This window comes from Pseudomonas sp. ICMP 10191, from assembly GCF_001467335.1.
Classification (GTDB): Bacteria; Pseudomonadota; Gammaproteobacteria; order Pseudomonadales; family Pseudomonadaceae; genus Aquipseudomonas; species Aquipseudomonas cerasi.
Window position 1 is genome coordinate 120,709 of sequence record NZ_LKGW01000124.1, and the last position, 21,071, is coordinate 141,779.

A 21,071-nucleotide genomic window follows, 5' to 3' on the forward strand; every position below is an offset into this window, starting at 1 on the left:
ATCATGCGCGGCTTTCAAGTCTGCGGGGTTACGCCCGAGTGCCCACTGCCCAGGAGTAACCCATGAATACACTGTTTATGCACTGCCGACCCGGTTTTGAGGGCGAAGTCTGCTCGGAAATAGCCGATCACGCCGCGCGCCTGGACGTGGCCGGGTATGCCAAGGCCCGTCCCGACACCGCCTGCGCCGAATTCATCTGCACCGAGGCGGATGGTGCCGAGCGGTTGATGAACGGTCAGCGCTTCGACAAGCTGATCTTTCCCCGGCAGTGGGCGCGGGGGCTGTTTCTCGAGTTGCCGGAAACCGATCGCATCAGCGTGATTCTGGCGCAGCTGGCGGCGTTTCCGATCTGCGGCAGTCTGTGGCTTGAGGTGGTGGATACCAACGACGGCAAGGAACTGTCGAATTTTTGCAAGAAGTTCGAAGCGCCGCTGCGCAAGGCTCTGACTCAGGCAGGCAAACTGGTGGATGACCCGCGCAAGCCGCGTCTGCTGCTGACCTTCAAGAGTGGTCGCGAGGTGTTTCTCGGTCTGGCCGATGCGGACAACTCTGCCATGTGGCCGATGGGCATCCCACGCCTCAAATTTCCCCGCGAGGCACCCAGCCGTTCTACCTTGAAGCTGGAAGAGGCATGGCACCATTTCATCCCCAGAGACCAGTGGGACGAACGCCTTTCCGGCGACATGACCGGCGTGGACCTTGGTGCCGCACCGGGTGGCTGGACGTATCAACTGGTGCGCCGCGGCATGCTGGTGACGGCAATCGATAACGGGCCGATGGCGGAAAGCCTGATGGACACCGGGCTGGTTCAGCACTTGATGGCCGACGGTTTTACCTACAAGCCTCGACAGCCAGTCGACTGGATGGTCTGCGACATCGTCGAAAAGCCTGCGCGCAATGCGGCGCTGCTGGAGACCTGGCTGGGTGAAGGCCTGTGCCGCGAAGCGGTGGTCAACCTCAAGTTGCCGATGAAACAGCGCTACGCTGAAGTACGCCGACTGCTCGACCGCATCGAAGAGGGCTTTCAGGCGCGAGGGGTACGGGTGTCCATCGGCTGCAAACAGCTCTACCACGACCGCGAAGAAGTCACCTGCCACCTGCGCAGGCTGGACGTGGCCAACGCCGCGAGAAAGTGATTTCTCACACTCGCGCCGCATGCTTCAGTGACTATAGGATTTCAGTGACTATAGGATTTCAGTGACTATCGGATTATCGTGCCAATGCTCCGCGTTGGTACGCAGTTCGTGACGCTCTGCGTCACAAATCATCGATACGAAACAATGTCATGCCTTACACGCAGTCGCTGCCAACTCAGTGCTTTTCAACCGCGATGGCACTGACGACGCAGAGTGCGACGTTAGTGACGGCTGAGTCCTGGCGCTGATCCGGGGGTAACTCGGCAGGACGCCGAGTTAGCCGCACCGGGCCATGGATGGCCCGTTGCGGCGACCCCCGGATCAGTGTCAGGGCGAAGGAACCCGACGCAGTCGGGCCGGAAACAGGAGCGAGGGGGTTTGCCTACTTTGGCCCCATCAAAGTAGGTCGCCGAGGGGCGAAAAGGTGACTCAAGTCGAGCCTGAATCTCACTGAATCGCAGAACTGTGTGACGCAGAGCGTCACGAAAGGCATTACCACGCGGAGCGTGGGAACGAGAATCTGGGCCGAACGCCAATCCAGCTGACGCCACAGAATCGCTGTGTGACGCAGAGCGTCACGAAAGGCATTCCCACGCGTAGCGTTGGAACGATCCTCATCGTAGTCTGAGCCCCATTTTCCGGACTTTCAGCACCAGCGCCACTCAACCAAACCCCACAATAGCCTTGGTCTCCAGATACTCTTCAAAGCCATGCACGCCATACTCGCGACCGTTGCCAGAGCGCTTGTAGCCGCCGAACGGGGCCATCGGGTTCCAGGCGGGGTAGTTCAGGTGCACTTGCCCGGCACGAATGCGCGAAGCCACCGAGCGCGCCAGGTCAAGGTCCTGCCCCTGTACATGCGCACCCAGGCCATAGACCGTATCGTTGGCAATTGCGATAGCCTCCTCAATCGTGTCGTAGGCCATCAGGCACAGCACCGGGCCGAAAATCTCTTCCCGGGCGATACGCATGGACGAATCCACCTCGGAAAACACCGTTGGCCGGGTATAGAAGCCTCGCTCATGGCCCAGCAACCGTCCCGGCCCGCCGCACACCAGCGTCGCGCCTTCGCTCAGCCCTGCATCGATCATCGCCTGGACACGGTGAAACTGCGCCTCGTTGGCGATAGGGCCCAATACCGTGTGCTCCGACTGCGGATCACCCACAACGATTGCCGCAGCCGTTTCGGCAGCCAGCGCTTCGACTTCTGCCAGTCGGTTCCTGGGCACGATCATTCGCGTTGGTGCGCTGCACGACTGACCCACATTGCGGAACGCGGCCATCACGCCGGGCGGCACGGCTTTGGCGAAGTCGGCGTCGGGCAGCAGGATATTCGGTGATTTGCCGCCCAGTTCCTGAGTCACTCGTTTAACCGTCGGTGCGGCGGCCTGCGCCACCAATGCGCCTGCCCGATTGGAACCAGTGATCGAGATCATGTCGATATCAGGGTGAGCCGCCATCGCGCCGCCGACTTCGGGGCCGCTCCCATTGACCAAATTGAACACCCCGGGCGGCAGACCGGCGTCATGCACCAGTTGCGCGAACAGCAGGGCGCTCAAAGGCGACAATTCGCTGGGCTTGAGCACCACCGTGCAGCCGGCCGCGATGGCCGGGGCGACTTTGGCGGTGATTTGATACAACGGCCAGTTCCACGGCGTGATCAGGCCACACACCCCGATGGGCTCGCGTTCGATTGCCGTGCCGCCTTCAACGGTCTGGAAGCGATAGGTCGCCAGCAGGTCACGTGCGACACGCACATGCTCGGCGGCCAGTGGCACCTGCATGGCCCGCGCCGAACTGATGGCTGCGCCCATCTCCAGCGAGATCGCCTGCGCCAGTTGTTCCTTGCGCTCGAGAATAAGCTCGTGGATCCGACCGATTATCTGTGCCCGGGCGTGTGGCGAGGTGCCGGACCAGCCGGCAAAGGCTGCCCGCGCTGCTGCAACCGCACGGTCGACATCGGCGGCCGAACCACTGGCGACATGCGCCACCACCTCTTCGGTCGCAGGGTTGATCACCGCAATACTGACCGGGTCGAGCGGTGCGGACCACCCCCCATCGATATACAGTTTCAGCGCGGTGTCCGGATCAACGTGATGGCTGTTCAAGGACTGTGAGGTCATCCAGCGGGCTCCCTGGAGCAATAATGGTCAAGGCCAGGCACTTTGCTGTCAGGCCGTTCGATACCCATAAGCTAACAAAGCAGTCTGGATAAAAAGCGCCGATCTGCCGGGTTGCAAAGAATAATCTGCTGTATGCAACCCGCTAACATGGCGGACCTGTTTCGGCCGTTTATCCGCGCTGTTTTCAGCCGATCGCCTGAGTCACCAGCGCGAATTGCTGCACATCCGGGGCGGAGGCGGGCGGCGTCCCGAGCACCATGCGCGGTGCCCTGTCGACACATGGCAGCCCCAGCCCTTCGAGCCACGCTGCCAGTCCGCAGTCAGCCAGAATGTCGAAGCGCACGAACAGGCCGGGTATCTGTTGCAACAGGTGTTCAATCAATCGTTGTGCCTGATCGACATCACGGGCGACCACCGGACCGATGATATGACCGCGCCCGAAGCGGCGCAGCAGGGCGATGCCTTGCAACTGACCTGCGTATTCAATCCCGACCGCGCGTTCTGCATCGCGCGACAACAGGTCATTCAACACGGCAGTGCGATCCAGGCCGCTGCCCGCGTTGGCCAGTCGGATCAGTTCTGCGTGGTCGGTCGGACCCAGCGTACGAATCGGCAGGTCGTCTTTCGGTGCCAACAGACCTGACAGGTCAGCAGTGCCCTGATGCTGTTGGATGCGGGCAAAATCCACGAAACCCAGACTCTGGTAAAGCGGCGCGCCCAGTTCCGTAGCGTTGAGGACTGGCGTGCGCGGTGCCGTCGCGTCGAGACACAGCTTCATCAAGCGGCGACCGATGCCTTTGCCTTGATGATCATCGCGGACGATCACCAGCCCGATCGAGGACCAGTCGCCCTGATGGCAGGTAAACGCTACGCCAACCAGCTGGCCATCATGCTCGGCGACAAAGCCCTCGGAAGTACGTTGCACCATTGCCCAGTCCTGTTCGCGATGTGGCCATTTGAGGCTCACTGAAAGGGCATGGGCTGCCGGGATATCCTCCGCAGTCACCGGGCGATACTGGTAGTGAGCGTCTGTGGTTGCAGGCATGGCGCCTCCGTTGCGATGGGGTGGGTGAGTGGTTGGGCTCATACCAGCTTTCCAGTGCTCATCAGGCTGGACATGAGCGGCATCTCGATGGCGGTCGGATCGGTGAAGCGGCGAATATCGAACGGGCTGATCAATGTGCGCGTGCTGCCGGTGCTGATCAGCTCGGCCATGACGTCACCGACGCCGGGGCCAAGCTGAAAACCATGGCCGCAGAAGCCAAACGCGTAGAACAGGCCGTCGACCTTGCCGCTGCGGCCCATGATCGGCAGCGAGTCCGGCGTGTAACTCTCGATGCCGCTCCAGACACGGATGATGTTCAGCTTCTCTGCACCCGGTAGCAGGCGTTTCATCTGTTTCATCTGGTTGATCAGGCTCTCCGGCTTGAAGTAGGCGCGGCGGTTGAGCATGTCCGGTTTATTGCGATTGCCGCCTCCGATGATGATGTTGCCGCGCGGGATCTGCCGGAAATAGATCACTTCTTCCTTGATCCTGGTGAACACCCCGATCACCGTCGGCAGCGCGTAAGGTATCGGTTCTGTCACCGACATCTGCGGTCCGTTCGGCTCAAGAGGCACTGACTCGCCGAATTGCTCGGCGAGCCTGGCGCCCCAGGCACCCGCAGTGATGAGCAACTGTTCGGCGACGAATAGCTGTCCATCGGCGGTGGTGACCTGAAACTCGCCGCCGACCTTCTGCACCTCGATCACTTCAGTGCGTTCTTCAATTCTTGCACCTGCGCGAATCGCCGCACGGGCGAATGCGGGTGCAGCCAACCGTGGGTTGGCGTGCCCGTCATGGGGCGCATAGGAACCGCCTTTGACTTGTGCACCAAGAAACGGAAAACGGTCATGCAGAGCCTTGCCGGAAAGGATCTGCAAGTCCAGCTCGCGGGCTTCCGGGGCGGCGGCATAGGCTTCCAGTTCGGCAATTTCGTCTTCGCGATAGCAAACGCGCATATGCCCGCTGGGAATGAATTCCAGGTCTTCACCGATCAGCTCAGGCAGGCGCTTCCACAGTGCCCAAGAGCGATTGGACAGTTCCAGTTGGCCAAGAAATCGTCCCTGACGGCGCACGTTGCCGAAATTCACGCCGCTGGCATATTGGCCGATCTGGTCACGCTCCAGCAGGGTGACCGAACGGCCGTGCTGGCGCAGAAAAAACGCGGAGGACGCGCCCATGAAGCCGCCGCCGATAATCAGGACATCGCTTTTTTGTGGGGTCATGAGGGGCTCCCGGTCATGTTCATTGATCACAGCGCGCCAAGGCTTCGATCTCGATCAGGTAGCCGTGGTGCAATTCCGGGACCGGCACTACGGCACGCGCAGGGCGATGCTCGCCCAGATAGCCCGCGTAGAGGCGGTCGAAGGCAGGCCAGTGTTGGACGCCGGCGATATAAATGGTCACTTTCAGCAGGTCATTCGTGCTGCATCCCGCCGCGCCGAGGATGGCCAGCAGATTGTCCAGCGCGACCGCAGCCTGGACCTCGAACGGCTCCCCGACGCTGTGACTGCCATCGGCGCGCACCGGCAATTGTCCGGAAACATGCAGCGTGCCCTGATGCAGCATCGCCTGCGAATAATGCCCACCGGGTGCGGCGGCCAGGGACGTACTGATCGGTTTCATCTCACCAGCCATGCAGGCGACTCCAGGTATGGATTGCGCCTTCGCTGTCGCAGGCGTGGTAGTCCGGGAATTGCGCGCCGGTGGCACAGGCGTGATTGGGCAGAATGCGCAGTCGGCTGCCGATGGGAAAACGCTTGCTGATGTCGGTCTCGCTGCCCGTAGCGAGCGTGATGATGCCGTGCTCCTGATTGGCACCGGTGACCCGTGCACCGTCGATCCACTCGCCGCTTTCGCTGCACACCTGGCCGTAGCCGAAATCCTCGCGCTGGCGCTGAGTGCCACGGTCGCGGCTCATGGCCATCCAGCCCGCGTCAACGATGATCCAGCCCTTGTCCTGCTGGTGGCCGATGACCGTGGTCAACACGCTCAGGGCCAGCTCATCTGCCTGGCATACGCCAATGTTGTGCATCACCAGGTCGAAGAACACATACACGCCGGCGCGAACTTCGGTCACGCCGTGCAGGCTCTGCGCCGACAGGGCCGTCGGTGTCGAACCAATGCTGACGTCCGCACAGGGCAGTCCTGCCTGACGAATCCGCTCGGCGGCGCTGACGCAGAGCCTGCGCTCCTGTTCGGCGAGGGCTTGCAGGGCTGCGGGGGTGTCGAGGTCATAACTGGACCCGGCATGGGTCATTACCCCACGCAGTTGCATGCCACCGTCGACCAGCGTGCGCGCGACCTCGACGAGCGATGCATCGTCGACGGTCAGGCCGGAACGATGACCGTCGCAATCGATTTCAATCCAGACGTCGAAACGTTCGTCATGCGCCTGGCCGAAGACCACAATCGCCCGGGCAGCCGCCACGCTGTCGGTCAGGAGGCTCAGGCGGCAGCCCTTGCGCCGCAGTCTGAGTGCCTGCTCCAGCTTGCCGGGCGCAATGGCCACGGCATAGAACACATCGTCGATGCCCTCGGCAAAGCAGTGTTCGGCCTCCTTTAATGTCGATACCGTGACGCCGCTGGCGCCCGCTGCAATCTGCGCCTGAATGACCGGCAGGCATTTGCTGGTCTTGACGTGTGGGCGCAAGCGCACGCCCAGTTCATTCATGCGTTGTTGCATGCGCTGGATGTTGTGCTGCATGCGCGACACATCGAGCAGCGCGACAGGCGTATCGAGAGAGGACAGGGAGGCTGACATGGAAAGCGCTCATGTGGCTGGGTACGGCAGCCACTCTACGCAGCGATGATGAAGCTGTGGTTCAATGCGTGATCATCAATCATTAAGCTGAAGTGAATGATAGCCATCGAAGACCTGCGTTTGGCCGTGACCCTGTCGCGCTGCGAATCGCTCAGTGCTGCCGCCAGAATCCTCAACGTCTCGCCGCCAGCGTTGTCGATGCGCTTGCGCAAACTGGAGGCGCAACTGGGCATCACCCTGGCCAATCGCGACGCCAGACGCCTGAGTCTGACCGCTGATGGCGAGCGTTTCGCACGCGAAAGCGCACAGTTGCTGGAGCAGTTGGAGGCGCTTCCGGAGTCCTTCAAGCAGCGTGACGAACGGCTGGCGGGTACGCTGCGCCTGGCAGCGCCATTCGGTTATGGGCGCCAGCGCATTGCGCCGCTGCTGGCGCGCTTCGCCAGGCTGCACCCGCAGTTGTGTCTGCAGCTGGACCTGCGCGAAACACCCTGGCCGGACCGTCATGACAGCGATGCGGTGATACACATCGGTAGCCTCAATGACAGCCAGTGGATCGCCAGGCCGCTGGCGCAGAACCATCGCTGGCTATGCGCCAGCCCGGCGTATATCGAGCAACATGGTGTGCCCTCGACGCCCGAACAGCTGGCTGCCCATCGCTGCATCTGTATTCGCGAAAACGATGAAGACGTCACCCTCTGGCACCTGAGCAAGGGCCAGACCAAAAAGACCCTGCGCATCGAGCCCGCGCTGCTCAGCAACGACGGTTCGGTCGCCCGGCGCTGGGCCGAGCAGGGGCTGGGCATCGTGTTGCGCTCGCAGTGGGACGTCAGCGACGCCATTGCCAGCGGCAGGCTGGTAAGGGTGCTCGCCGATTGGCAACTGGCCAGTGCGCCGATCAACCTGCTGGTGCCTGTACGCAAGCATCGCAGCGCACGGGTGCAGGCGTTGACCGAGTTTCTCGAGACAGCTCTGAAAACCTGATCCGGCAAAGCAACGGCACGCTGTTGGTCGCAGGGTTGAATACCTTAATTGACGCTCACGGCAACGCGCGGGTATAAACCGCGTCTTGTGTTTTTGTCGGATTTTTCTCCATGAGCTTCAGCCCCCTGATTCGCCAGTTGATCGATGCCTTCCGCGTGCTGCCGGGCGTCGGTCAGAAAACCGCTCAGCGCATGGCGTTGCAGTTGCTGGAGCGTGACCGCAGCGGCGGTTCGCGGCTGGCGCAGGCACTGGGGCAGGCGATGGACGGCGTGGGTCACTGCCGCTCGTGCCGCACGCTGACCGAAGAGGAACTCTGCCCGCAATGTGCAGATACGCGTCGTGATGACACGTTGTTGTGCGTGGTTGAAGGCCCGACGGATGTCTATGCGGTGGAGCAGACCGGCTACCGCGGTCGTTACTTCGTGCTCAAGGGCCATCTGTCGCCACTCGACGGCCTGGGGCCGGAGGCCATCGGCATTCCGCAGTTGATGGAACGCATCAGCCAGCAGGGCACCTTCACCGAAGTGATCCTCGCGACCAATCCGACCGTGGAAGGCGAAGCGACGGCGCATTACATCGCCCAGTTGCTCCATGACAAGGGCCTGGTGGCGTCGCGCATCGCCCACGGCGTTCCGCTGGGTGGCGAGCTGGACCTGGTCGACGGCGGTACCCTGGCGCACTCGTTTGCAGGGCGCAAGCCGATTTCGATGTGATACCGGCCAGCGCTTCTGCTGTCAGTAGCGCGGTGTAATATCGCGCTCGACAGGTGGCGCGTCCGGGTCCTGACCTGCCGGAAACTTGCCTTTCAGGTGCCAGGCGAACGCGATGATTTCGGCAATCGTGCGGTACAGCGGCTCGGGAATGCTGTCGCCCAGTTCCATGCGTGCCAGCAGCTTGACCAGTTCGGCATTCTCGTAGATGGGCACTTCGTATTCGCGAGCAATGGCCAGAATCGCCTCGGCCAACTGGTCGTCGCCCTTGGCGCTGAGCGTCGGAGCATGCTGGCCGTCATAGCTGAGGGCGATAGCCTGGCGCGGAGTGTGGTCGGGTAGGCTCATCAGGCGTTCTCGTCGATCCAGCGTTGTTCGAGCGCGGTACGCGGACCGCTTGGCGGTGTGCCGTGACTGCAGGCCAGTTCGCCCACTGCCAGGCCGCAGGCTATCAGCCGTTCGCGCAGATACCCCAGCTCATGTTCGATCAATGCCGCGCTGTCGGGGCGCTCGGCCCACAGCTGGCTGGACAGCGTGCCGCGCAGTAACTGTGCATGCACCTGCAAGGGGCCCAACGGCTCGAGGTCGAACGCCAGATCGACTTTCCAGAGCTTTTCCCGGGTGTCCTTGATCTCGCCATCATCACGGTCTTCGGCGGCCTCCTGATCCGGCGTGTCTTCGCGCTGCACCTTGACCTGCAAGGGCACGATGTCGTGGGCGTTGCGCATTGGCACTTCCAGTTGCCAGGTGGTCACCTGGGTGCCGTCGGCGTTGGTACGTGTCTGCTCCAGACCGCCCAGTTGATGGCTTTGCAGGCGTGATACGGCAGCCGCAGCGAGCTTGAGGAGGATTTCCAGATCGTCCTCCTTCTCGCCTCCGCTGACCGTGCGCGATGGCAGCGGAAAAATGCTTGGCTGTGTGCGTGCCGCGACCAGGCCCAGGGTGCCCAGCGCATTGCGGATTGCATTGGGCATTGTGCGCGCCAGGGTATTGGACGCCGCAGCTGCGCCATAGGACGTGTTATCCGGCAGGCCGGGAAGGATCTGGGCGATCAGGCGCATCAGATTGGCTTTCATGTCCGGCATGTGCGCCGGGTTCAATCCGGCCAGCAGCTTGGCTTCCAGAAATACACCGCTGGCGTTGAGCGCCTGTGCGACGCCTTTGGGCGTGGTCATCTGCTCAACGTCGGGCAGGTCGGCAAGTAACTGGTTGATACTGGCCTGCAGCGGCGCGCTGATGGCCGGGCTGGTACTGGTCGGGCTGCCGGACTGCAGGTTTTGCAGGGCGTTGATCAGAGTGTCCAGCGAGCCTTGGCGATTTTGCTGTGCGGACAGTTGCTGCGCCACGGCCAGTTGGTCGAAACGACCGGGCAGGGCAACGAAGTTGAGTGCCTGATTGCCTTGCACCTGAGCGCTCAAGAGGCTGCCCACCGTCAGCGGCTGCGGGCTCTCGATGGTCAGGCTGGAACCCGCCAGCGCTGTGTTGAGCAGCATCACGATGGACCGGTAGGTGGGCGTCGCAGCGGCCGGGTTCTGGCCGGCCAGTTGATTGACTCCCTGAGCGATCACCTGGCTGGTCATGACTTTGCCCTGCAGCAGCGTGCCGACCGGTAATTGTCGGGTATCGATGCTGGTCATCGAGTTTTTCAGCGCGCCGTTGAGCTGCTGCAGCGTCAAGGTCAGCTCGTTGGCCGACGCCTGCGCCACTTGCAGCAGGCTGCCGGGCGTGAACGGGACGCTGCTGGTGACCGGTAAATTGGTCAGGCTGCCGTTGGCGAGCACCAGTCGCAACAACAGCTGGAAGTTCTGGTTGACCTGCTTGAGGGTCAGCACTTCGGCGTTGACGGTCTCGCCTTCGGGGATCAGATTTTCCGCCGATTGCAGCATGGTCAGCACTTGCGCCGGGGAGATGCCGTTGCGCAGCAGTGTCATGGTGGCGTTTGTTGCCGGAACGCTGGTGATGTCGCCTGTCATTGAACTATCGACCCGAGGAAATTGCCCCTTTGATAACAGGACTCGCATGTATAATACCGGCCGAAACCGGACCAGCCGCCATTAACTTCTCTTCATGTAACGGCCGTATCAACCCCGACTTGAACCGCGTTTTACTCCGTATGTGTCTGTTTTGGTACATTTCGCGACGCAAAGCACTGGAAACGCTCGATGATCCCAGCCACCCCATTTTTGCAAGCGACGGCTCTGGCGTGTGAGCGGGACGGGCGGATGCTGTTCGAAAACCTCGATCTTCAGTTGCACACAGGCGACATGTTGCAGATCAGCGGTCCCAACGGCTGCGGCAAGACCAGCCTGCTGCGCCTGCTGTGCGGGTTGATGCAGCCAACGGTCGGGCAGGTAGTGCTCGACGCGCAGCCAGTGGGTCGTGAGCCCGCGGCACCGGGCAGCAAGCTGTTGTGGATCGGTCATGCGCCAGCGCTCAAGGATGTGCTGACGCCGCTGGAAAACCTGTCCTGGCTCAGTGCACTGCACCAGCCAGCCGATGCCGACGCCATAGCCACCGCCCTCGATGCGGTCGGTCTGGCAGGTTTCGAGGACGTGCCCTGTCACACCTTGTCGGCCGGGCAGCAGCGTCGCGTCGCGCTGGCGCGTCTGTATCTGCCGGGTCCGCCACTCTGGCTGCTCGACGAGCCGTTTACCGCGCTCGACCGCCAAGGCATCGAGCAACTGGAAAACCACCTTGCCGGGCACTGTGAACAGGGCGGCATGATTGTCATGACCACCCACCACAGCCTGAGCCGGGTGCCTGCGGGCTATCGGGACCTCGACCTGGGGCAGTGGTCAGCATGAGCAATGTGTTTGTCCTGCTGATGCTCCGTGAGGTGCGGCTGCTGGCGAGGCGTCCCGCAGAGCTGGCTAACCCACTGGTGTTCTTCGCGATCGTGGTCGCCCTGTTTCCGCTGGCGCTGGGACCGCAGACGCAATTGTTGCAAACCTTGTCGCCGGGGCTGGTCTGGGTGGCGGCGCTGCTGGCCGTGCTGCTGTCGCTGGACGGGCTGTTGCGCAGTGATTTCGAGGACGGCTCGCTGGAGCAGTGGGTCCTTTCGCCGCACCCGCTGGCCCTTCTGGTGCTGATCAAAGTGCTGGCACACTGGGTTTTTTCCGGGCTGGCACTGGTACTGTTGTCACCCTTGCTGGCCTTGATGCTCGGCCTGCCGGTGCAGTGCCTGCCGGTGTTGATGGTTTCGCTGCTGCTGGGCACACCGGTGCTCAGCCTGCTGGGGGCATTGGGGGCGGCATTGACCGTGGGGTTGAAGCGTGGCGGCCTGCTGCTGGCATTGTTGATACTGCCGCTGTATATCCCGGTGCTGATTCTGGGCAGCGGTGCGTTGCAGGCCGCGTTGCAGGGCATGCCGACGACCGGCTATCTGTTGTGGCTGGGCAGCCTGGCGGCGCTGGCGATCACCCTGACACCCTTTGCGATAGCCGCTGGCCTGAAGATCAGCATCGGCGAATAATTGTGGTTCCGGGATCGAGACTTCGATGCCGTTCAATACCCTGGATGTACCCTGATGAAAAGCAACGCCATGAAAAGCAGCATCGGTTGGGCCTGGCTGCACACGCTCGGCTCACCGAAAGGGTTTTATCGCGTCAGCGCACGCCTGCTGCCCTGGTTGAGTGTTGCCGCCGTGCTGTTGCTGGTCATCGGCATGGTCTGGGGCCTGGCGTTCGCGCCGCCGGATTACCAGCAGGGCAACAGCTTCCGGATCATTTATATCCACGTACCTGCCGCGATGCTCGCCCAGTCCTGTTACGTCATGCTGGCCGTGTGCGGGCTGGTCGGGCTGGTCTGGAGAATCAAGCTGGCCGATGTCGCACTGCACTGCGCTGCACCTGTTGGCGCGTGGATGACCGTGCTGGCGCTGGCGACCGGCGCGATCTGGGGCAAGCCCACCTGGGGAGCATGGTGGGTCTGGGACGCGCGACTGACCTCGATGCTGATTCTGCTGTTCCTGTATTTCGGCCTGATCGCGCTGGGCAATGCCATCAGTAACCGCGACAGCGCCGCCAAGGCCTGCGCGGTGCTGGCCATCGTCGGTGTGGTGAACATTCCGATCATCAAGTATTCGGTCGAGTGGTGGAACACCCTGCACCAGGGTTCGACGTTCAGCCTCACCGAGAAGCCCGCCATGCCGGCTGAAATGTGGCTACCGCTGCTGTTCACCACGCTGGGTTTCTACTGCTTGTTCGGCGTGCTGTTGATGATGCGCATGCGTCTTGAAGTATTGCGTCGCGAAGCGCGCACGCAATGGGTCAAGGCCGAGATACTGCGCAGCCTGGGTCACTCAACCGCGCAGTCGGAGAACACGCTTTGAGTTTTGCATCGTTCAGCGACTTTCTTGCCATGGGCCGCCACGGCGTGTTTGTCTGGTCGGCCTACGGTCTGTGCCTTGTGGTACTGCTGGTCAACGTGGCGCTGCCGCTATGGGCACGGCAGCGGTTTATGAAACAGCAGGCGCGTCGCCTGAAGCGGGAGAATCGCCCGTGAACCCGTTGCGCAAAAAACGCTTGTTGATCATTGTCGCGCTGCTGGCCGGTGTCGGTCTGGCCGTGACCCTGGCCCTCAGCGCCTTGCAGGAAAACATCAACCTGTTCTACACCCCCAGCCAGATCGCCAATGGCGAGGCACCGCTGGATACGCGCATTCGGGCTGGCGGCATGGTCGAAAAGGGCTCATTGCAGCGCTCGGCCGATTCGCTGGACGTGCGTTTTGTGGTCACCGATTTCAACAAGTCGGTGACCATCACCTACCGAGGCATTCTTCCTGATCTGTTTCGTGAAGGGCAGGGCATCGTGGCGCTGGGCAAACTCAATGCACAGGGCGTAGTGGTGGCTGATGAAGTACTGGCCAAGCATGACGAGAAATACATGCCCCCCGAGGTCACCAAGGCGCTGCGTGACAGCGGTCAGGCGGCACCGGCTGCGTCTTCCACACCCGTCAAACAGGGTTGACCGATGATTCCCGAACTCGGCCAGCTGGCCATGATTCTGGCATTCTGCTTTGCGCTGGTGCAGGCCATCATTCCGCTGATCGGCGCATGGCGCGGTGATCGCTTGTGGATGAGCCTTGCCCGTCCGGCAGCCTGGGGCCAGTTCAGCTTTCTGATCTTCGCCTTCGGTTGTCTGACCTACGCGTTCATGGTCGACGACTTCTCAGTCGCCTACGTTGCACAGAACTCCAACACCGCGCTGCCCTGGTACTACAAATTCAGCGCCGTGTGGGGTGCGCATGAAGGTTCGCTGCTGCTCTGGGCGTTGATTCTTGGTGGCTGGACCTTCGCCGTGTCGGTGTTTTCCCGGCAACTGCCGCAGGTGATGCTGGCGCGGGTCCTCGCCGTGATGGGCATGATCAGCCTGGGTTTTCTGTCGTTTCTGATCCTCACCTCCAACCCGTTCGCGCGTCTGTTGCCGCAGATGCCTGCCAACGGACGTGATCTGAACCCGCTGTTGCAGGACATTGGCCTTATCGTGCATCCGCCGATGCTGTACATGGGCTATGTCGGCTTCTCCGTGGCCTTTGCGTTCGCCATCGCGGCCTTGCTCGGCGGCCGACTCGACGCCGCCTGGGCGCGTTGGTCCAGGCCGTGGACGCTGGTGGCCTGGGCCTTTCTCGGCATCGGCATCAGCCTTGGCTCGTGGTGGGCGTATTACGAACTGGGCTGGGGCGGCTGGTGGTTCTGGGACCCTGTGGAAAACGCCTCGTTCATGCCCTGGCTGGTGGGCACTGCGCTGATTCACTCGCTGGCGGTCACGGAAAAACGTGGCGTGTTCAAGAGCTGGACGGTATTGCTGGCCATTGCTGCGTTTTCTCTGAGCCTGCTGGGCACTTTCCTGGTCCGTTCCGGAGTGCTGACCTCAGTTCACGCCTTTGCCTCGGACCCGGCGCGCGGCGTGTTCATCCTGATGTTTTTGCTGTTCGTGGTCGGCGGTTCGCTGACCCTGTTTGCGATTCGCGCACCGGTGGTCAAAAGCCACGTCGGGTTCGGTCTGTGGTCGCGGGAAACCCTGCTGCTGGGCAATAATCTGTTGCTGGTGGTTGCCGCGTCCATGATTCTGCTGGGCACCCTTTATCCGCTGGTGATCGATGCCATGAGCGGCGCCAAGATGTCGGTCGGCCCGCCTTACTTCAACACGCTGTTCGTGCCGTTGATGGGCCTGTTGCTGGTGGTCATGGCGGTCGGTGTACTGGTGCGCTGGAAGGACACACCACTGAAATGGCTGCTCGGCATGCTGGCCCCGGTACTGCTCGGCAGCGTCGTTCTGGCAGTGCTGGCCGGTCTGCTGCTGGACGATTTCCAGTGGGCGGTGCTGGCCGCTCTGATGCTTGCCGCCTGGGTGCTGCTGGCCGGGGTTCGCGACCTGTTCGACAAGACCCGCCACAAGGGGCTGCTCAGTGGCGCACGCAGTCTGACCCGCAGCTACTGGGGCATGCAGCTGGCGCACCTTGGCATTGTCGTGTGCGCGCTGGGCGTGGTGCTGTCGAGCCAGAACAGCGCCGAGCGCGATTTGCGCATGGCCCCCGGCGAATCCACCGAACTGGGTGGGTATACCTTTGTCTTCGAGGGCGCCCGGCATTATGAAGGGCCGAACTTCACCTCGGATCGGGGCACCGTTCGCGTGTTACGCAACGGCGTTCAACTGACCGAACTGCACCCGGAGAAACGCCTCTACACCGTGCAGCAATCGATGATGACCGAGGCGGGCATTGATGCCGGTTTCAGTCGCGACCTGTATGTCGCCCTGGGTGAACCGCTGGGCGATGGTGCGTGGGCTGTTCGGGTTCATGTCAAACCGTTTGTGCGCTGGATCTGGCTTGGCGGCCTGCTGACCGGTCTGGGCGGGGTGCTGGCGGCGCTCGATCGGCGTTATCGCACCCGGGTCAAGAACAAGGTGCGCGAGGCGTTGGGTCTGTCGGGAGCTGCACAATGAAACGCTGGGTCATGGTACTGCCACTGGTGCTGTTTCTGGGCGTGGCGGCGTTGTTGTATCGCGGTTTGTATCTGGACCCCGCCGAGCTGCCCTCGGCACTGATCGGCAAGCCTTTTCCGGCGTTCTCGCTGCCGGCGGTGCAGGACGAGCGGATGTTGAGCCGTGCCGATCTGCTCGGCAAACCTGCGCTGGTCAACGTCTGGGGCACCTGGTGCGTGGCCTGCCGGGTGGAGCATCCTGTCCTGACCCGGCTGGCGCAGCAGGGCGTGCTGATCTACGGCGTGAATTACAAGGACGTCAACGCGGACGCGCTGAAATGGCTCAAGGAATTCCATGATCCGTATCGGTTGAATATTCGTGACCAGGAGGGCTCTCTGGGGCTCGACCTGGGGGTGTACGGCGCGCCGGAAACCTTCCTGATCGATGCTCAAGGCGTCATCCGTTACAAACACGTCGGGGTCATCGACGATGCGGTGTGGCGCGAAAAGCTTGCCGCGCGTTATCAGCAACTGGTTGATGAGGCACGGCCATGAAGCGCTGTCTGTTGATCGTCCTGCTCGGCGTGCTGTGTTCCGGTATTGCTCACGCGGCCATCGACGCTTATGCCTTTCGCGACGACGCCGAGCGCGCGCGCTACAGCGAACTGACCAGAGAACTGCGCTGCCCGAAATGCCAGAACCAGGACATCGCCGACTCCAATGCGCCGATTGCCGCCGATTTGCGCAAGGAAATCTACCGCATGCTGGGCGAAGGGCAGAGCAATCAGCAGATCATCGATTTCATGGTCGATCGCTATGGCGATTTCGTTCGCTACAAACCGAGCCTGACTGCACGTACCTGGCTGCTGTGGTTCGGGCCGGCCTGCCTGCTGGTCGGCGGGCTTGTGGTGATCGGGCTTATCGTTGGCCGCCGCCGCAAGGCACAATCCGCACAGGCCGACGGACTCTCCGAAGATGAGCGGCAGCGTCTTGCCACCTTGCTGGATGAGCACCGCCCATGATCGATTTCTGGATGGCAACCGGGCTGTTGCTGCTGGTCGCGCTGAGTTTTTTGCTGATTCCGCTGCTGCGCGGCCATCGCGCGCAACGGGAAGAAGACCGTACGGCTCTGAACGTGGCGTTGTATCAGGAGCGACTGAGCGAGTTACAGGTTCAGCACGAGCAGGGCGTGTTGTCGGCGACGCAATTGCAGGCTGCACGTGCCGAAGCAGCGCGCGAGCTGCTCGCCGACACCGAAGGCGCAGAGCCTGCCCTGACATCGCGTCTGGGCAAGCCCTTGCTGGTGCTGGCTGCGGTGCTGGTCCCGGTGTTGGGACTGGCGGGCTATCTTCAACTGGGTGCCAGTGACCGGGTTGAATTGAGTCGCGAATTCGCTCGACCACCGACCTCGCTGGCAGACATGACCCAGCGCCTTGAGCGCAGCGTGCAGGCTCAGCCGGATTCCGCCGAAAACCTCTATTTTCTGGCGCGCAGCTATATGGCGCAGAACCGCCCCGGTGATGCCGCGCAGATGTTCGAGCGTTCGGTGGCGCTGGCCGGAAGGCAGCCCGAGTTGCTCGGGCAATGGGCTCAGGCGCTGTATTTCGCCCGCGACAAGCACTTCACGCCACAGGTGCAGGCGCTGACCGACGAAGCGCTGCAGGCTGACCCCAGGGAAGTCACCAGCCTTGGCCTGCTCGGGATTGCCGCGTTCGAAACACAGCGCTATCAGGCGGCCGTGGATTATTGGACCCGGTTACTTGCCGCACTGCCCGCAGATGACGCATCGCGTTCGGCACTGGAAGGCGGCATTGCCCGCGCCAGAGATAACCTTGCCAAACGCGCTGCAGACGCGGCGCCGGCAGTGAAGGCGAAGTCGATAAAAATTCATGTCGAGCTGGCTCCCGGGCTTCAAGGCAAAGTAAGGCCGAGCGACAGCGTGTTCATCTTCGCCCGCGCCATCAATGGCCCGGCGGCACCTCTGGCGGTCAAACGCATTACCGTGGCGGACTTGCCTGCCGACGTGGAACTGAGCGATGCCGATGCGATGATGCCGCAACTGAACCTGTCGAAGTTCGCGCAAGTCCAACTGGTTGCGCGAGTGTCTCGCGCGGGGCAGCCAACCACCGGTGAGTGGGTCGGCCGCAGTCAGCCTCTGGCCAGTGATACTGCGGCGCAGCAGGCATTGACCATCGACAGTCCGGATAATTAGAGAAATCGCTTATGTACCGTACCGCACGCATCACCTTGTTGGGTCTGGTCGTTGGCCTGAGTGCCTGTGCTGTCCAGCATCCGGCACCGCCTCACAGCCAGGATCCGATTCTTAACCTGCCGGGTGGCCAACAGCCCGGCGCGCCGCGTCCGAGTACCGCACCTTCGGAGCCTGCCAAGGCACCTGCCGCAGCGCCGAAGACCTCGGCCAGCTTCGCGCCGCCACCGGGTGGCGGCAGCCATTGGGACCCGCGCCTGGGCGTGTACGTGATGGACGATCAGCCCAACACTTTCTATCGCCAGCGCACCTATTACCAGTGGAATGACGGCTGGAGCTGGGCAACCAGCCCCAACGGTCCGTGGCAGGCGACCGATGTCAGTGGTGTACCGGCAGGGCTGGGCAAACAGTTCAGTAAATGATTCAGGCTTCAACAAAAACGGCGACCTCGAAGGTCGNTTATTTACCCGGATAGATCTGGTCGAACACCCCACCATCGATGAAATGGGTCTTCTGCACCGTGCGCCAGTCACCGAAGGTTTTCTCCACCGAGAGGAAGTCCACTTTCGGGAAGCGATCGGTGTACTTGGCCAGCACCGCCGGATCACGTGGGCGCAGGTAGTTTTTGGCAGCGATTTCCTGGCCTTCCGGGGACCACAGGTAGTTGAGGTATTCCTCAGCCAGGAGGCGGGAGCCTTTCTTGTCCACGACCTTGTCGACCACACTTACCGGTGGCTCGGCTTCTGCCGACACGGAGGGATAAACCACTTCGAACTGATCGCGACCGAATTCGCGGGCGATCATTTCCGCTTCATTCTCGAAGGTGACCAGCACGTCGCCGATCTGGTTGGTCATGAATGTCGTGGTCGCGCCACGGCCGCCGGTATCAAGCACCGGCACATGGCTGAACAGATCACCGACGAATTTCTTCGCCGCCGCTTCATCGCCGCCTTTTTTCAGGGTGTAACCCCATGCCGAGAGGTAGGTGTAGCGACCGTTGCCCGAGGTTTTCGGGTTGGGCACGATGACTTCCACGCCATCCTTGATCAGGTCCGGCCAGTCTTTGAGGGCCTTCGGATTGCCCTTGCGCACAATGAACACCGTGGCCGACGTGAAGGGCGCGCTGTGGTTCGGCAGGCGGCTGACCCAGTCTTTCGGCACCAGCTCGCCGTTGTCGGCCAAGGCGTTGATGTCGGTGGCCATGTTCATGGTGATCACGTCAGCCGGCAGCCCGTCGATGACCGAGCGCGCCTGCTTGCTCGACCCGCCGAAGGACATCTGCACGGTCACATCTTCATTCTTCTCGGCTTTCCAGTGTTTCTGGAAGGCGCTGTTGTAGTCCTTGTAGAAATCACGCATCACGTCATAAGAGACGTTGAGCAGCGTTGGAGCTGCCTGGGCAGCGCTGGCAAAAGCCAGGCCGGCGGCCAGTAGCGAGGCGGCGAAGAGTTTATTCACTGCAGGGTCCTTGAGATGAAGAGTGGTGTGACAAGCCTGATGGCGTAATGCCGCGACACTATCAGCATCGCGCCTGCGGTTTAAAGACCGAAAAGATCTTTGCTTATGCCTTGTGCTCGGTTTTTTTGAACAATTGATTGCCACATCTTGAGCAGAACGCCGCGCCATGCTCGTGAAGGTTTTTCGAGCACACGGGGCAGTCGTGTTTCAGTTGCTCGCCGCGCATGGCATTGGCCAGCTCGGCGGTGAATATCCCGGTAGGCACGGCGATGATTGAGTAGCCGGTAATCATCACCAGCGAAGAGAGCATCTGGCCGAGCGGGGTCTTGGGCACGATATCGCCAAAGCCCACCGTCGTCAGGGTCACGATAGCCCAGTAAATGCCCTTGGGAATACTGGTGAAGCCATGCTCTGGGCCTTCGATCACGTACATCAGCGTGCCGAACACCGTGACCAGTGTAGACACGGTGACCAGAAATACGATGATCTTCTGCTTGCTGCCACGCAGCGCCGCCAGCAAATAGTTGGCCTGGCGCAGGTAGGTGCCGAGCTTGAGTACCCTGAAGATCCGCAGCATACGGATGATCCGCACGATCAGCAGGTATTGCGCATCGCTGTAATAGATCGACAGCACGCCGGGCACGATGGCCAGCAGGTCCACCAGCCCGTAGAAACTGAATGCGTACTTCAGCGGCCGTGGCGAGCAATAGAGGCGCAGGATGTATTCGATGGCGAACATCAGCGTAAAGCCCCATTCGATCCATGCGAAAAGCATCGCGTAATCACGATGAATACTCTCGATGCTGTCGATGATAGTGACCAGCAGACTGAGCAGAATCGCGACCAGCACCGCCTTGTCAAACATCCGCCCGGCAGGCGTATTGGCCTCGAAAATAACAATATGCAACCGCTCGCGGCGGCTGAGAGAGCTGTCCATGGTGCTTCCCGAATCAAAGATCGGGTGAGCCTAGGAGCATGGATCGGCAAGTGCAAGCACACAAGCGAGCTTGCTCGCGAAGAGGTCGTTACAGCCGCGTAAAGGTGACCTGAGCCGACCCCCAATCCACCTGATATCGCAGAACCGCCGTGTGACGCAGTGCATCACGAACTACATTCCCACGCTGGAGCGTGTGAACGATAATCCGGGTAGTGACTGACACGGGGAGTAAACATGCAGTATGCAGGCGAAGGCTTTTCTCTCAGGATATTGGCATTTGATGATGCCGAGCTGATCAGCCGTTATGAAAACACCCATCGCCAGCATCTGCAGCCCTGGGAACCGCTAAGGGACGATGACTATTTCATCCTCGAAAACACCCGATCAAGGGTCCAGCAGCAATGGGAAAGCATGCAGACCGGCAGCGCGGTGTTTTTCCTCATAACAGCTCCGGGCGGCGAATTGCTGGGACGCTGCAGCTACACCAACATCGTGAGAGGCGCTTTCCAGGCCTGCAACCTCGGCTTCTCACTGGCAGAAACCGCTCAGGGGCAGGGCTTGATGAAAAGATCGCTGGAAGTCACCAATCGCTACTGTTTCGAACAGATGGGGCTGCATCGAATTATGGCCAGCCACATGCCAGCCAATGTACGCAGCGAGCGACTTCTGCAATCACTCGGCTTCGAAAAGGAAGGGCACGCGCGCGCCTACCTGAAAATTGCCGGTGTCTGGGAAAATCATGTCCTCAGAGCACTGATCAATCCGAACCACGCCTGATGGCGTGGCGAA

Annotated in this window: 23 protein-coding genes; 14 read left to right on the forward strand and 9 right to left on the reverse strand. The window is 61.5% G+C overall.

What is annotated here, in order from left to right:
- The first annotated feature begins 62 nt into the window (after positions 1-62).
- Entirely contained in the window at positions 63-1,136 is a 1,074-nt protein-coding gene (rlmM, locus tag AO388_RS18945) for a 23S rRNA (cytidine(2498)-2'-O)-methyltransferase RlmM (RefSeq protein WP_058416915.1), read from the forward strand.
- 662 nt (positions 1,137-1,798) lie between these two features.
- Here rlmM and AO388_RS18950 read toward each other — a convergent pair.
- The 5 genes from AO388_RS18950 to AO388_RS18970 form a co-directional block, all read right to left on the reverse strand.
- A complete protein-coding gene (locus AO388_RS18950) occupies positions 1,799-3,259 on the reverse strand; it encodes an aldehyde dehydrogenase family protein (RefSeq protein WP_058416916.1) in 1,461 nt (486 codons plus the stop codon).
- Positions 3,260-3,443: 184 nt separating this feature from the next.
- On the reverse strand, positions 3,444-4,304 hold the full coding sequence (locus AO388_RS18955; RefSeq protein WP_083515842.1) for a GNAT family N-acetyltransferase: 861 nt from the start codon (positions 4,302-4,304) through the stop codon (positions 3,444-3,446).
- Between the two features lie 38 nt (positions 4,305-4,342).
- Entirely contained in the window at positions 4,343-5,527 is a 1,185-nt protein-coding gene (locus AO388_RS18960; RefSeq protein WP_003417790.1) for an NAD(P)/FAD-dependent oxidoreductase, read from the reverse strand.
- Positions 5,528-5,546: 19 nt separating this feature from the next.
- Complete coding sequence (locus AO388_RS18965; protein ID WP_003370265.1) at positions 5,547-5,939, reverse strand: RidA family protein; 393 nt, start codon at positions 5,937-5,939, stop codon at positions 5,547-5,549.
- The gene (locus AO388_RS18970; protein WP_054081580.1) at positions 5,929-7,065 is read right to left on the reverse strand and encodes a DSD1 family PLP-dependent enzyme; all 1,137 of its coding nucleotides are present in this window, start codon (positions 7,063-7,065) and stop codon (positions 5,929-5,931) included. The genes AO388_RS18965 and AO388_RS18970 overlap by 11 nt, the downstream gene beginning before the upstream one ends.
- Before the next feature lie 96 nt (positions 7,066-7,161).
- Between AO388_RS18970 and AO388_RS18975 the strand changes: the two genes are divergently transcribed.
- Together AO388_RS18975 and recR are read left to right on the forward strand one after the other, a co-directional pair.
- On the forward strand, positions 7,162-8,046 hold the full coding sequence (locus tag AO388_RS18975) for a LysR family transcriptional regulator (RefSeq protein WP_058416918.1): 885 nt from the start codon (positions 7,162-7,164) through the stop codon (positions 8,044-8,046).
- Between the two features lie 110 nt (positions 8,047-8,156).
- Complete coding sequence (gene recR / locus AO388_RS18980; RefSeq protein WP_003370271.1) at positions 8,157-8,759, forward strand: recombination mediator RecR; 603 nt, start codon at positions 8,157-8,159, stop codon at positions 8,757-8,759.
- A 21-nt stretch (positions 8,760-8,780) separates the two neighbouring features.
- Here the strand turns inward: recR and AO388_RS18985 are convergent, their stop codons facing one another.
- Together AO388_RS18985 and fliK are read right to left on the reverse strand one after the other, a co-directional pair.
- Positions 8,781-9,104 (reverse strand): EscU/YscU/HrcU family type III secretion system export apparatus switch protein, encoded by a 324-nt coding sequence (locus AO388_RS18985; protein ID WP_003370273.1) that lies wholly within the window; start codon positions 9,102-9,104, stop codon positions 8,781-8,783.
- Positions 9,104-10,729 carry a flagellar hook-length control protein FliK gene (gene fliK / locus AO388_RS18990; RefSeq protein ID WP_003436193.1) on the reverse strand — a complete coding sequence of 542 codons (1,626 nt, stop codon included), beginning with the start codon at positions 10,727-10,729 and terminating at the stop codon, positions 9,104-9,106. Before fliK ends, AO388_RS18985 begins: the two co-directional genes overlap by 1 nt.
- Positions 10,730-10,918: 189 nt before the next feature.
- Between fliK and ccmA the strand changes: the two genes are divergently transcribed.
- Genes ccmA through AO388_RS19040 form a run of 10 tightly spaced genes read left to right on the forward strand, consistent with a single transcriptional unit; the run spans position 10,919 to position 18,309 of the window.
- Complete coding sequence (gene ccmA / locus AO388_RS18995) at positions 10,919-11,560, forward strand: cytochrome c biogenesis heme-transporting ATPase CcmA (protein ID WP_032609920.1); 642 nt, start codon at positions 10,919-10,921, stop codon at positions 11,558-11,560.
- The gene (gene ccmB, locus AO388_RS19000) at positions 11,557-12,228 is read left to right on the forward strand and encodes a heme exporter protein CcmB (protein ID WP_003370279.1); all 672 of its coding nucleotides are present in this window, start codon (positions 11,557-11,559) and stop codon (positions 12,226-12,228) included. Before ccmA ends, ccmB begins: the two co-directional genes overlap by 4 nt.
- A gap of 54 nt (positions 12,229-12,282) precedes the next feature.
- The gene (locus AO388_RS19005; RefSeq protein ID WP_003436197.1) at positions 12,283-13,086 is read left to right on the forward strand and encodes a heme ABC transporter permease; all 804 of its coding nucleotides are present in this window, start codon (positions 12,283-12,285) and stop codon (positions 13,084-13,086) included.
- Complete coding sequence (ccmD, locus tag AO388_RS19010) at positions 13,083-13,259, forward strand: heme exporter protein CcmD (RefSeq protein WP_003370283.1); 177 nt, start codon at positions 13,083-13,085, stop codon at positions 13,257-13,259. The genes AO388_RS19005 and ccmD overlap by 4 nt, the downstream gene beginning before the upstream one ends.
- Positions 13,256-13,723 carry a cytochrome c maturation protein CcmE gene (gene ccmE, locus AO388_RS19015; protein ID WP_003370285.1) on the forward strand — a complete coding sequence of 156 codons (468 nt, stop codon included), beginning with the start codon at positions 13,256-13,258 and terminating at the stop codon, positions 13,721-13,723. Before ccmD ends, ccmE begins: the two co-directional genes overlap by 4 nt.
- Positions 13,724-13,726: 3 nt before the next feature.
- Positions 13,727-15,700: a heme lyase CcmF/NrfE family subunit gene (locus AO388_RS19020; protein WP_058416919.1), complete on the forward strand. Its 1,974-nt coding sequence runs from the start codon at positions 13,727-13,729 to the stop codon at positions 15,698-15,700.
- Positions 15,697-16,233, forward strand: coding sequence for a DsbE family thiol:disulfide interchange protein (locus AO388_RS19025; protein ID WP_003436201.1), 537 nt, complete (start codon positions 15,697-15,699; stop codon positions 16,231-16,233). The genes AO388_RS19020 and AO388_RS19025 overlap by 4 nt, the downstream gene beginning before the upstream one ends.
- Complete coding sequence (locus tag AO388_RS19030; protein WP_003370291.1) at positions 16,230-16,700, forward strand: cytochrome c-type biogenesis protein; 471 nt, start codon at positions 16,230-16,232, stop codon at positions 16,698-16,700. The genes AO388_RS19025 and AO388_RS19030 overlap by 4 nt, the downstream gene beginning before the upstream one ends.
- A complete protein-coding gene (gene ccmI, locus AO388_RS19035; RefSeq protein ID WP_058416920.1) occupies positions 16,697-17,890 on the forward strand; it encodes a c-type cytochrome biogenesis protein CcmI in 1,194 nt (397 codons plus the stop codon). Before AO388_RS19030 ends, ccmI begins: the two co-directional genes overlap by 4 nt.
- An 11-nt stretch (positions 17,891-17,901) precedes the next feature.
- A complete protein-coding gene (locus tag AO388_RS19040; protein WP_003370296.1) occupies positions 17,902-18,309 on the forward strand; it encodes a hypothetical protein in 408 nt (135 codons plus the stop codon).
- 37 nt (positions 18,310-18,346) lie between these two features.
- Here AO388_RS19040 and AO388_RS19045 read toward each other — a convergent pair whose 3' ends face one another.
- Together AO388_RS19045 and AO388_RS19050 are read right to left on the reverse strand one after the other, a co-directional pair.
- Positions 18,347-19,345 (reverse strand): sulfate ABC transporter substrate-binding protein, encoded by a 999-nt coding sequence (locus AO388_RS19045; RefSeq protein WP_003436204.1) that lies wholly within the window; start codon positions 19,343-19,345, stop codon positions 18,347-18,349.
- Between the two features lie 103 nt (positions 19,346-19,448).
- On the reverse strand, positions 19,449-20,282 hold the full coding sequence (locus AO388_RS19050; RefSeq protein WP_003370300.1) for an ion transporter: 834 nt from the start codon (positions 20,280-20,282) through the stop codon (positions 19,449-19,451).
- A 234-nt stretch (positions 20,283-20,516) separates the two neighbouring features.
- On the opposite strand from AO388_RS19050, the gene AO388_RS19055 reads away from it, so the two are divergent.
- Positions 20,517-21,059 (forward strand): GNAT family N-acetyltransferase, encoded by a 543-nt coding sequence (locus AO388_RS19055; RefSeq protein WP_003436206.1) that lies wholly within the window; start codon positions 20,517-20,519, stop codon positions 21,057-21,059.
- The last annotated feature ends 12 nt before the right edge of the window (positions 21,060-21,071 follow it).

What these genes read in the sequence shown, in the direction of transcription:
- AO388_RS18960 (WP_003417790.1), bottom strand. Translation starts at nt 5,527, where the DNA reads ATGACCCCACAAAAAAGCGATGTCCTGATTATCGGCGGCGGCTTCATG.
- ccmI (WP_058416920.1), top strand. Translation starts at nt 16,697, where the DNA reads ATGATCGATTTCTGGATGGCAACCGGGCTGTTGCTGCTGGTCGCGCTG.
- ccmB (WP_003370279.1), top strand. Translation starts at nt 11,557, where the DNA reads ATGAGCAATGTGTTTGTCCTGCTGATGCTCCGTGAGGTGCGGCTGCTG.
- AO388_RS18975 (WP_058416918.1), top strand. Translation starts at nt 7,162, where the DNA reads ATGATAGCCATCGAAGACCTGCGTTTGGCCGTGACCCTGTCGCGCTGC.
- AO388_RS19040 (WP_003370296.1), top strand. Translation starts at nt 17,902, where the DNA reads ATGTACCGTACCGCACGCATCACCTTGTTGGGTCTGGTCGTTGGCCTG.
- AO388_RS18970 (WP_054081580.1), bottom strand. Translation starts at nt 7,065, where the DNA reads ATGTCAGCCTCCCTGTCCTCTCTCGATACGCCTGTCGCGCTGCTCGAT.
- recR (WP_003370271.1), top strand. Translation starts at nt 8,157, where the DNA reads ATGAGCTTCAGCCCCCTGATTCGCCAGTTGATCGATGCCTTCCGCGTG.
- AO388_RS19020 (WP_058416919.1), top strand. Translation starts at nt 13,727, where the DNA reads ATGATTCCCGAACTCGGCCAGCTGGCCATGATTCTGGCATTCTGCTTT.
- ccmA (WP_032609920.1), top strand. Translation starts at nt 10,919, where the DNA reads ATGATCCCAGCCACCCCATTTTTGCAAGCGACGGCTCTGGCGTGTGAG.
- AO388_RS19030 (WP_003370291.1), top strand. Translation starts at nt 16,230, where the DNA reads ATGAAGCGCTGTCTGTTGATCGTCCTGCTCGGCGTGCTGTGTTCCGGT.
- AO388_RS18965 (WP_003370265.1), bottom strand. Translation starts at nt 5,939, where the DNA reads ATGGCTGGTGAGATGAAACCGATCAGTACGTCCCTGGCCGCCGCACCC.
- AO388_RS18985 (WP_003370273.1), bottom strand. Translation starts at nt 9,104, where the DNA reads ATGAGCCTACCCGACCACACTCCGCGCCAGGCTATCGCCCTCAGCTAT.
- AO388_RS18950 (WP_058416916.1), bottom strand. Translation starts at nt 3,259, where the DNA reads ATGACCTCACAGTCCTTGAACAGCCATCACGTTGATCCGGACACCGCG.
- AO388_RS19005 (WP_003436197.1), top strand. Translation starts at nt 12,283, where the DNA reads ATGAAAAGCAACGCCATGAAAAGCAGCATCGGTTGGGCCTGGCTGCAC.
- rlmM (WP_058416915.1), top strand. Translation starts at nt 63, where the DNA reads ATGAATACACTGTTTATGCACTGCCGACCCGGTTTTGAGGGCGAAGTC.
- AO388_RS19025 (WP_003436201.1), top strand. Translation starts at nt 15,697, where the DNA reads ATGAAACGCTGGGTCATGGTACTGCCACTGGTGCTGTTTCTGGGCGTG.
- AO388_RS18955 (WP_083515842.1), bottom strand. Translation starts at nt 4,304, where the DNA reads ATGCCTGCAACCACAGACGCTCACTACCAGTATCGCCCGGTGACTGCG.
- fliK (WP_003436193.1), bottom strand. Translation starts at nt 10,729, where the DNA reads ATGACAGGCGACATCACCAGCGTTCCGGCAACAAACGCCACCATGACA.
- AO388_RS19050 (WP_003370300.1), bottom strand. Translation starts at nt 20,282, where the DNA reads ATGGACAGCTCTCTCAGCCGCCGCGAGCGGTTGCATATTGTTATTTTC.
- AO388_RS19055 (WP_003436206.1), top strand. Translation starts at nt 20,517, where the DNA reads ATGCAGTATGCAGGCGAAGGCTTTTCTCTCAGGATATTGGCATTTGAT.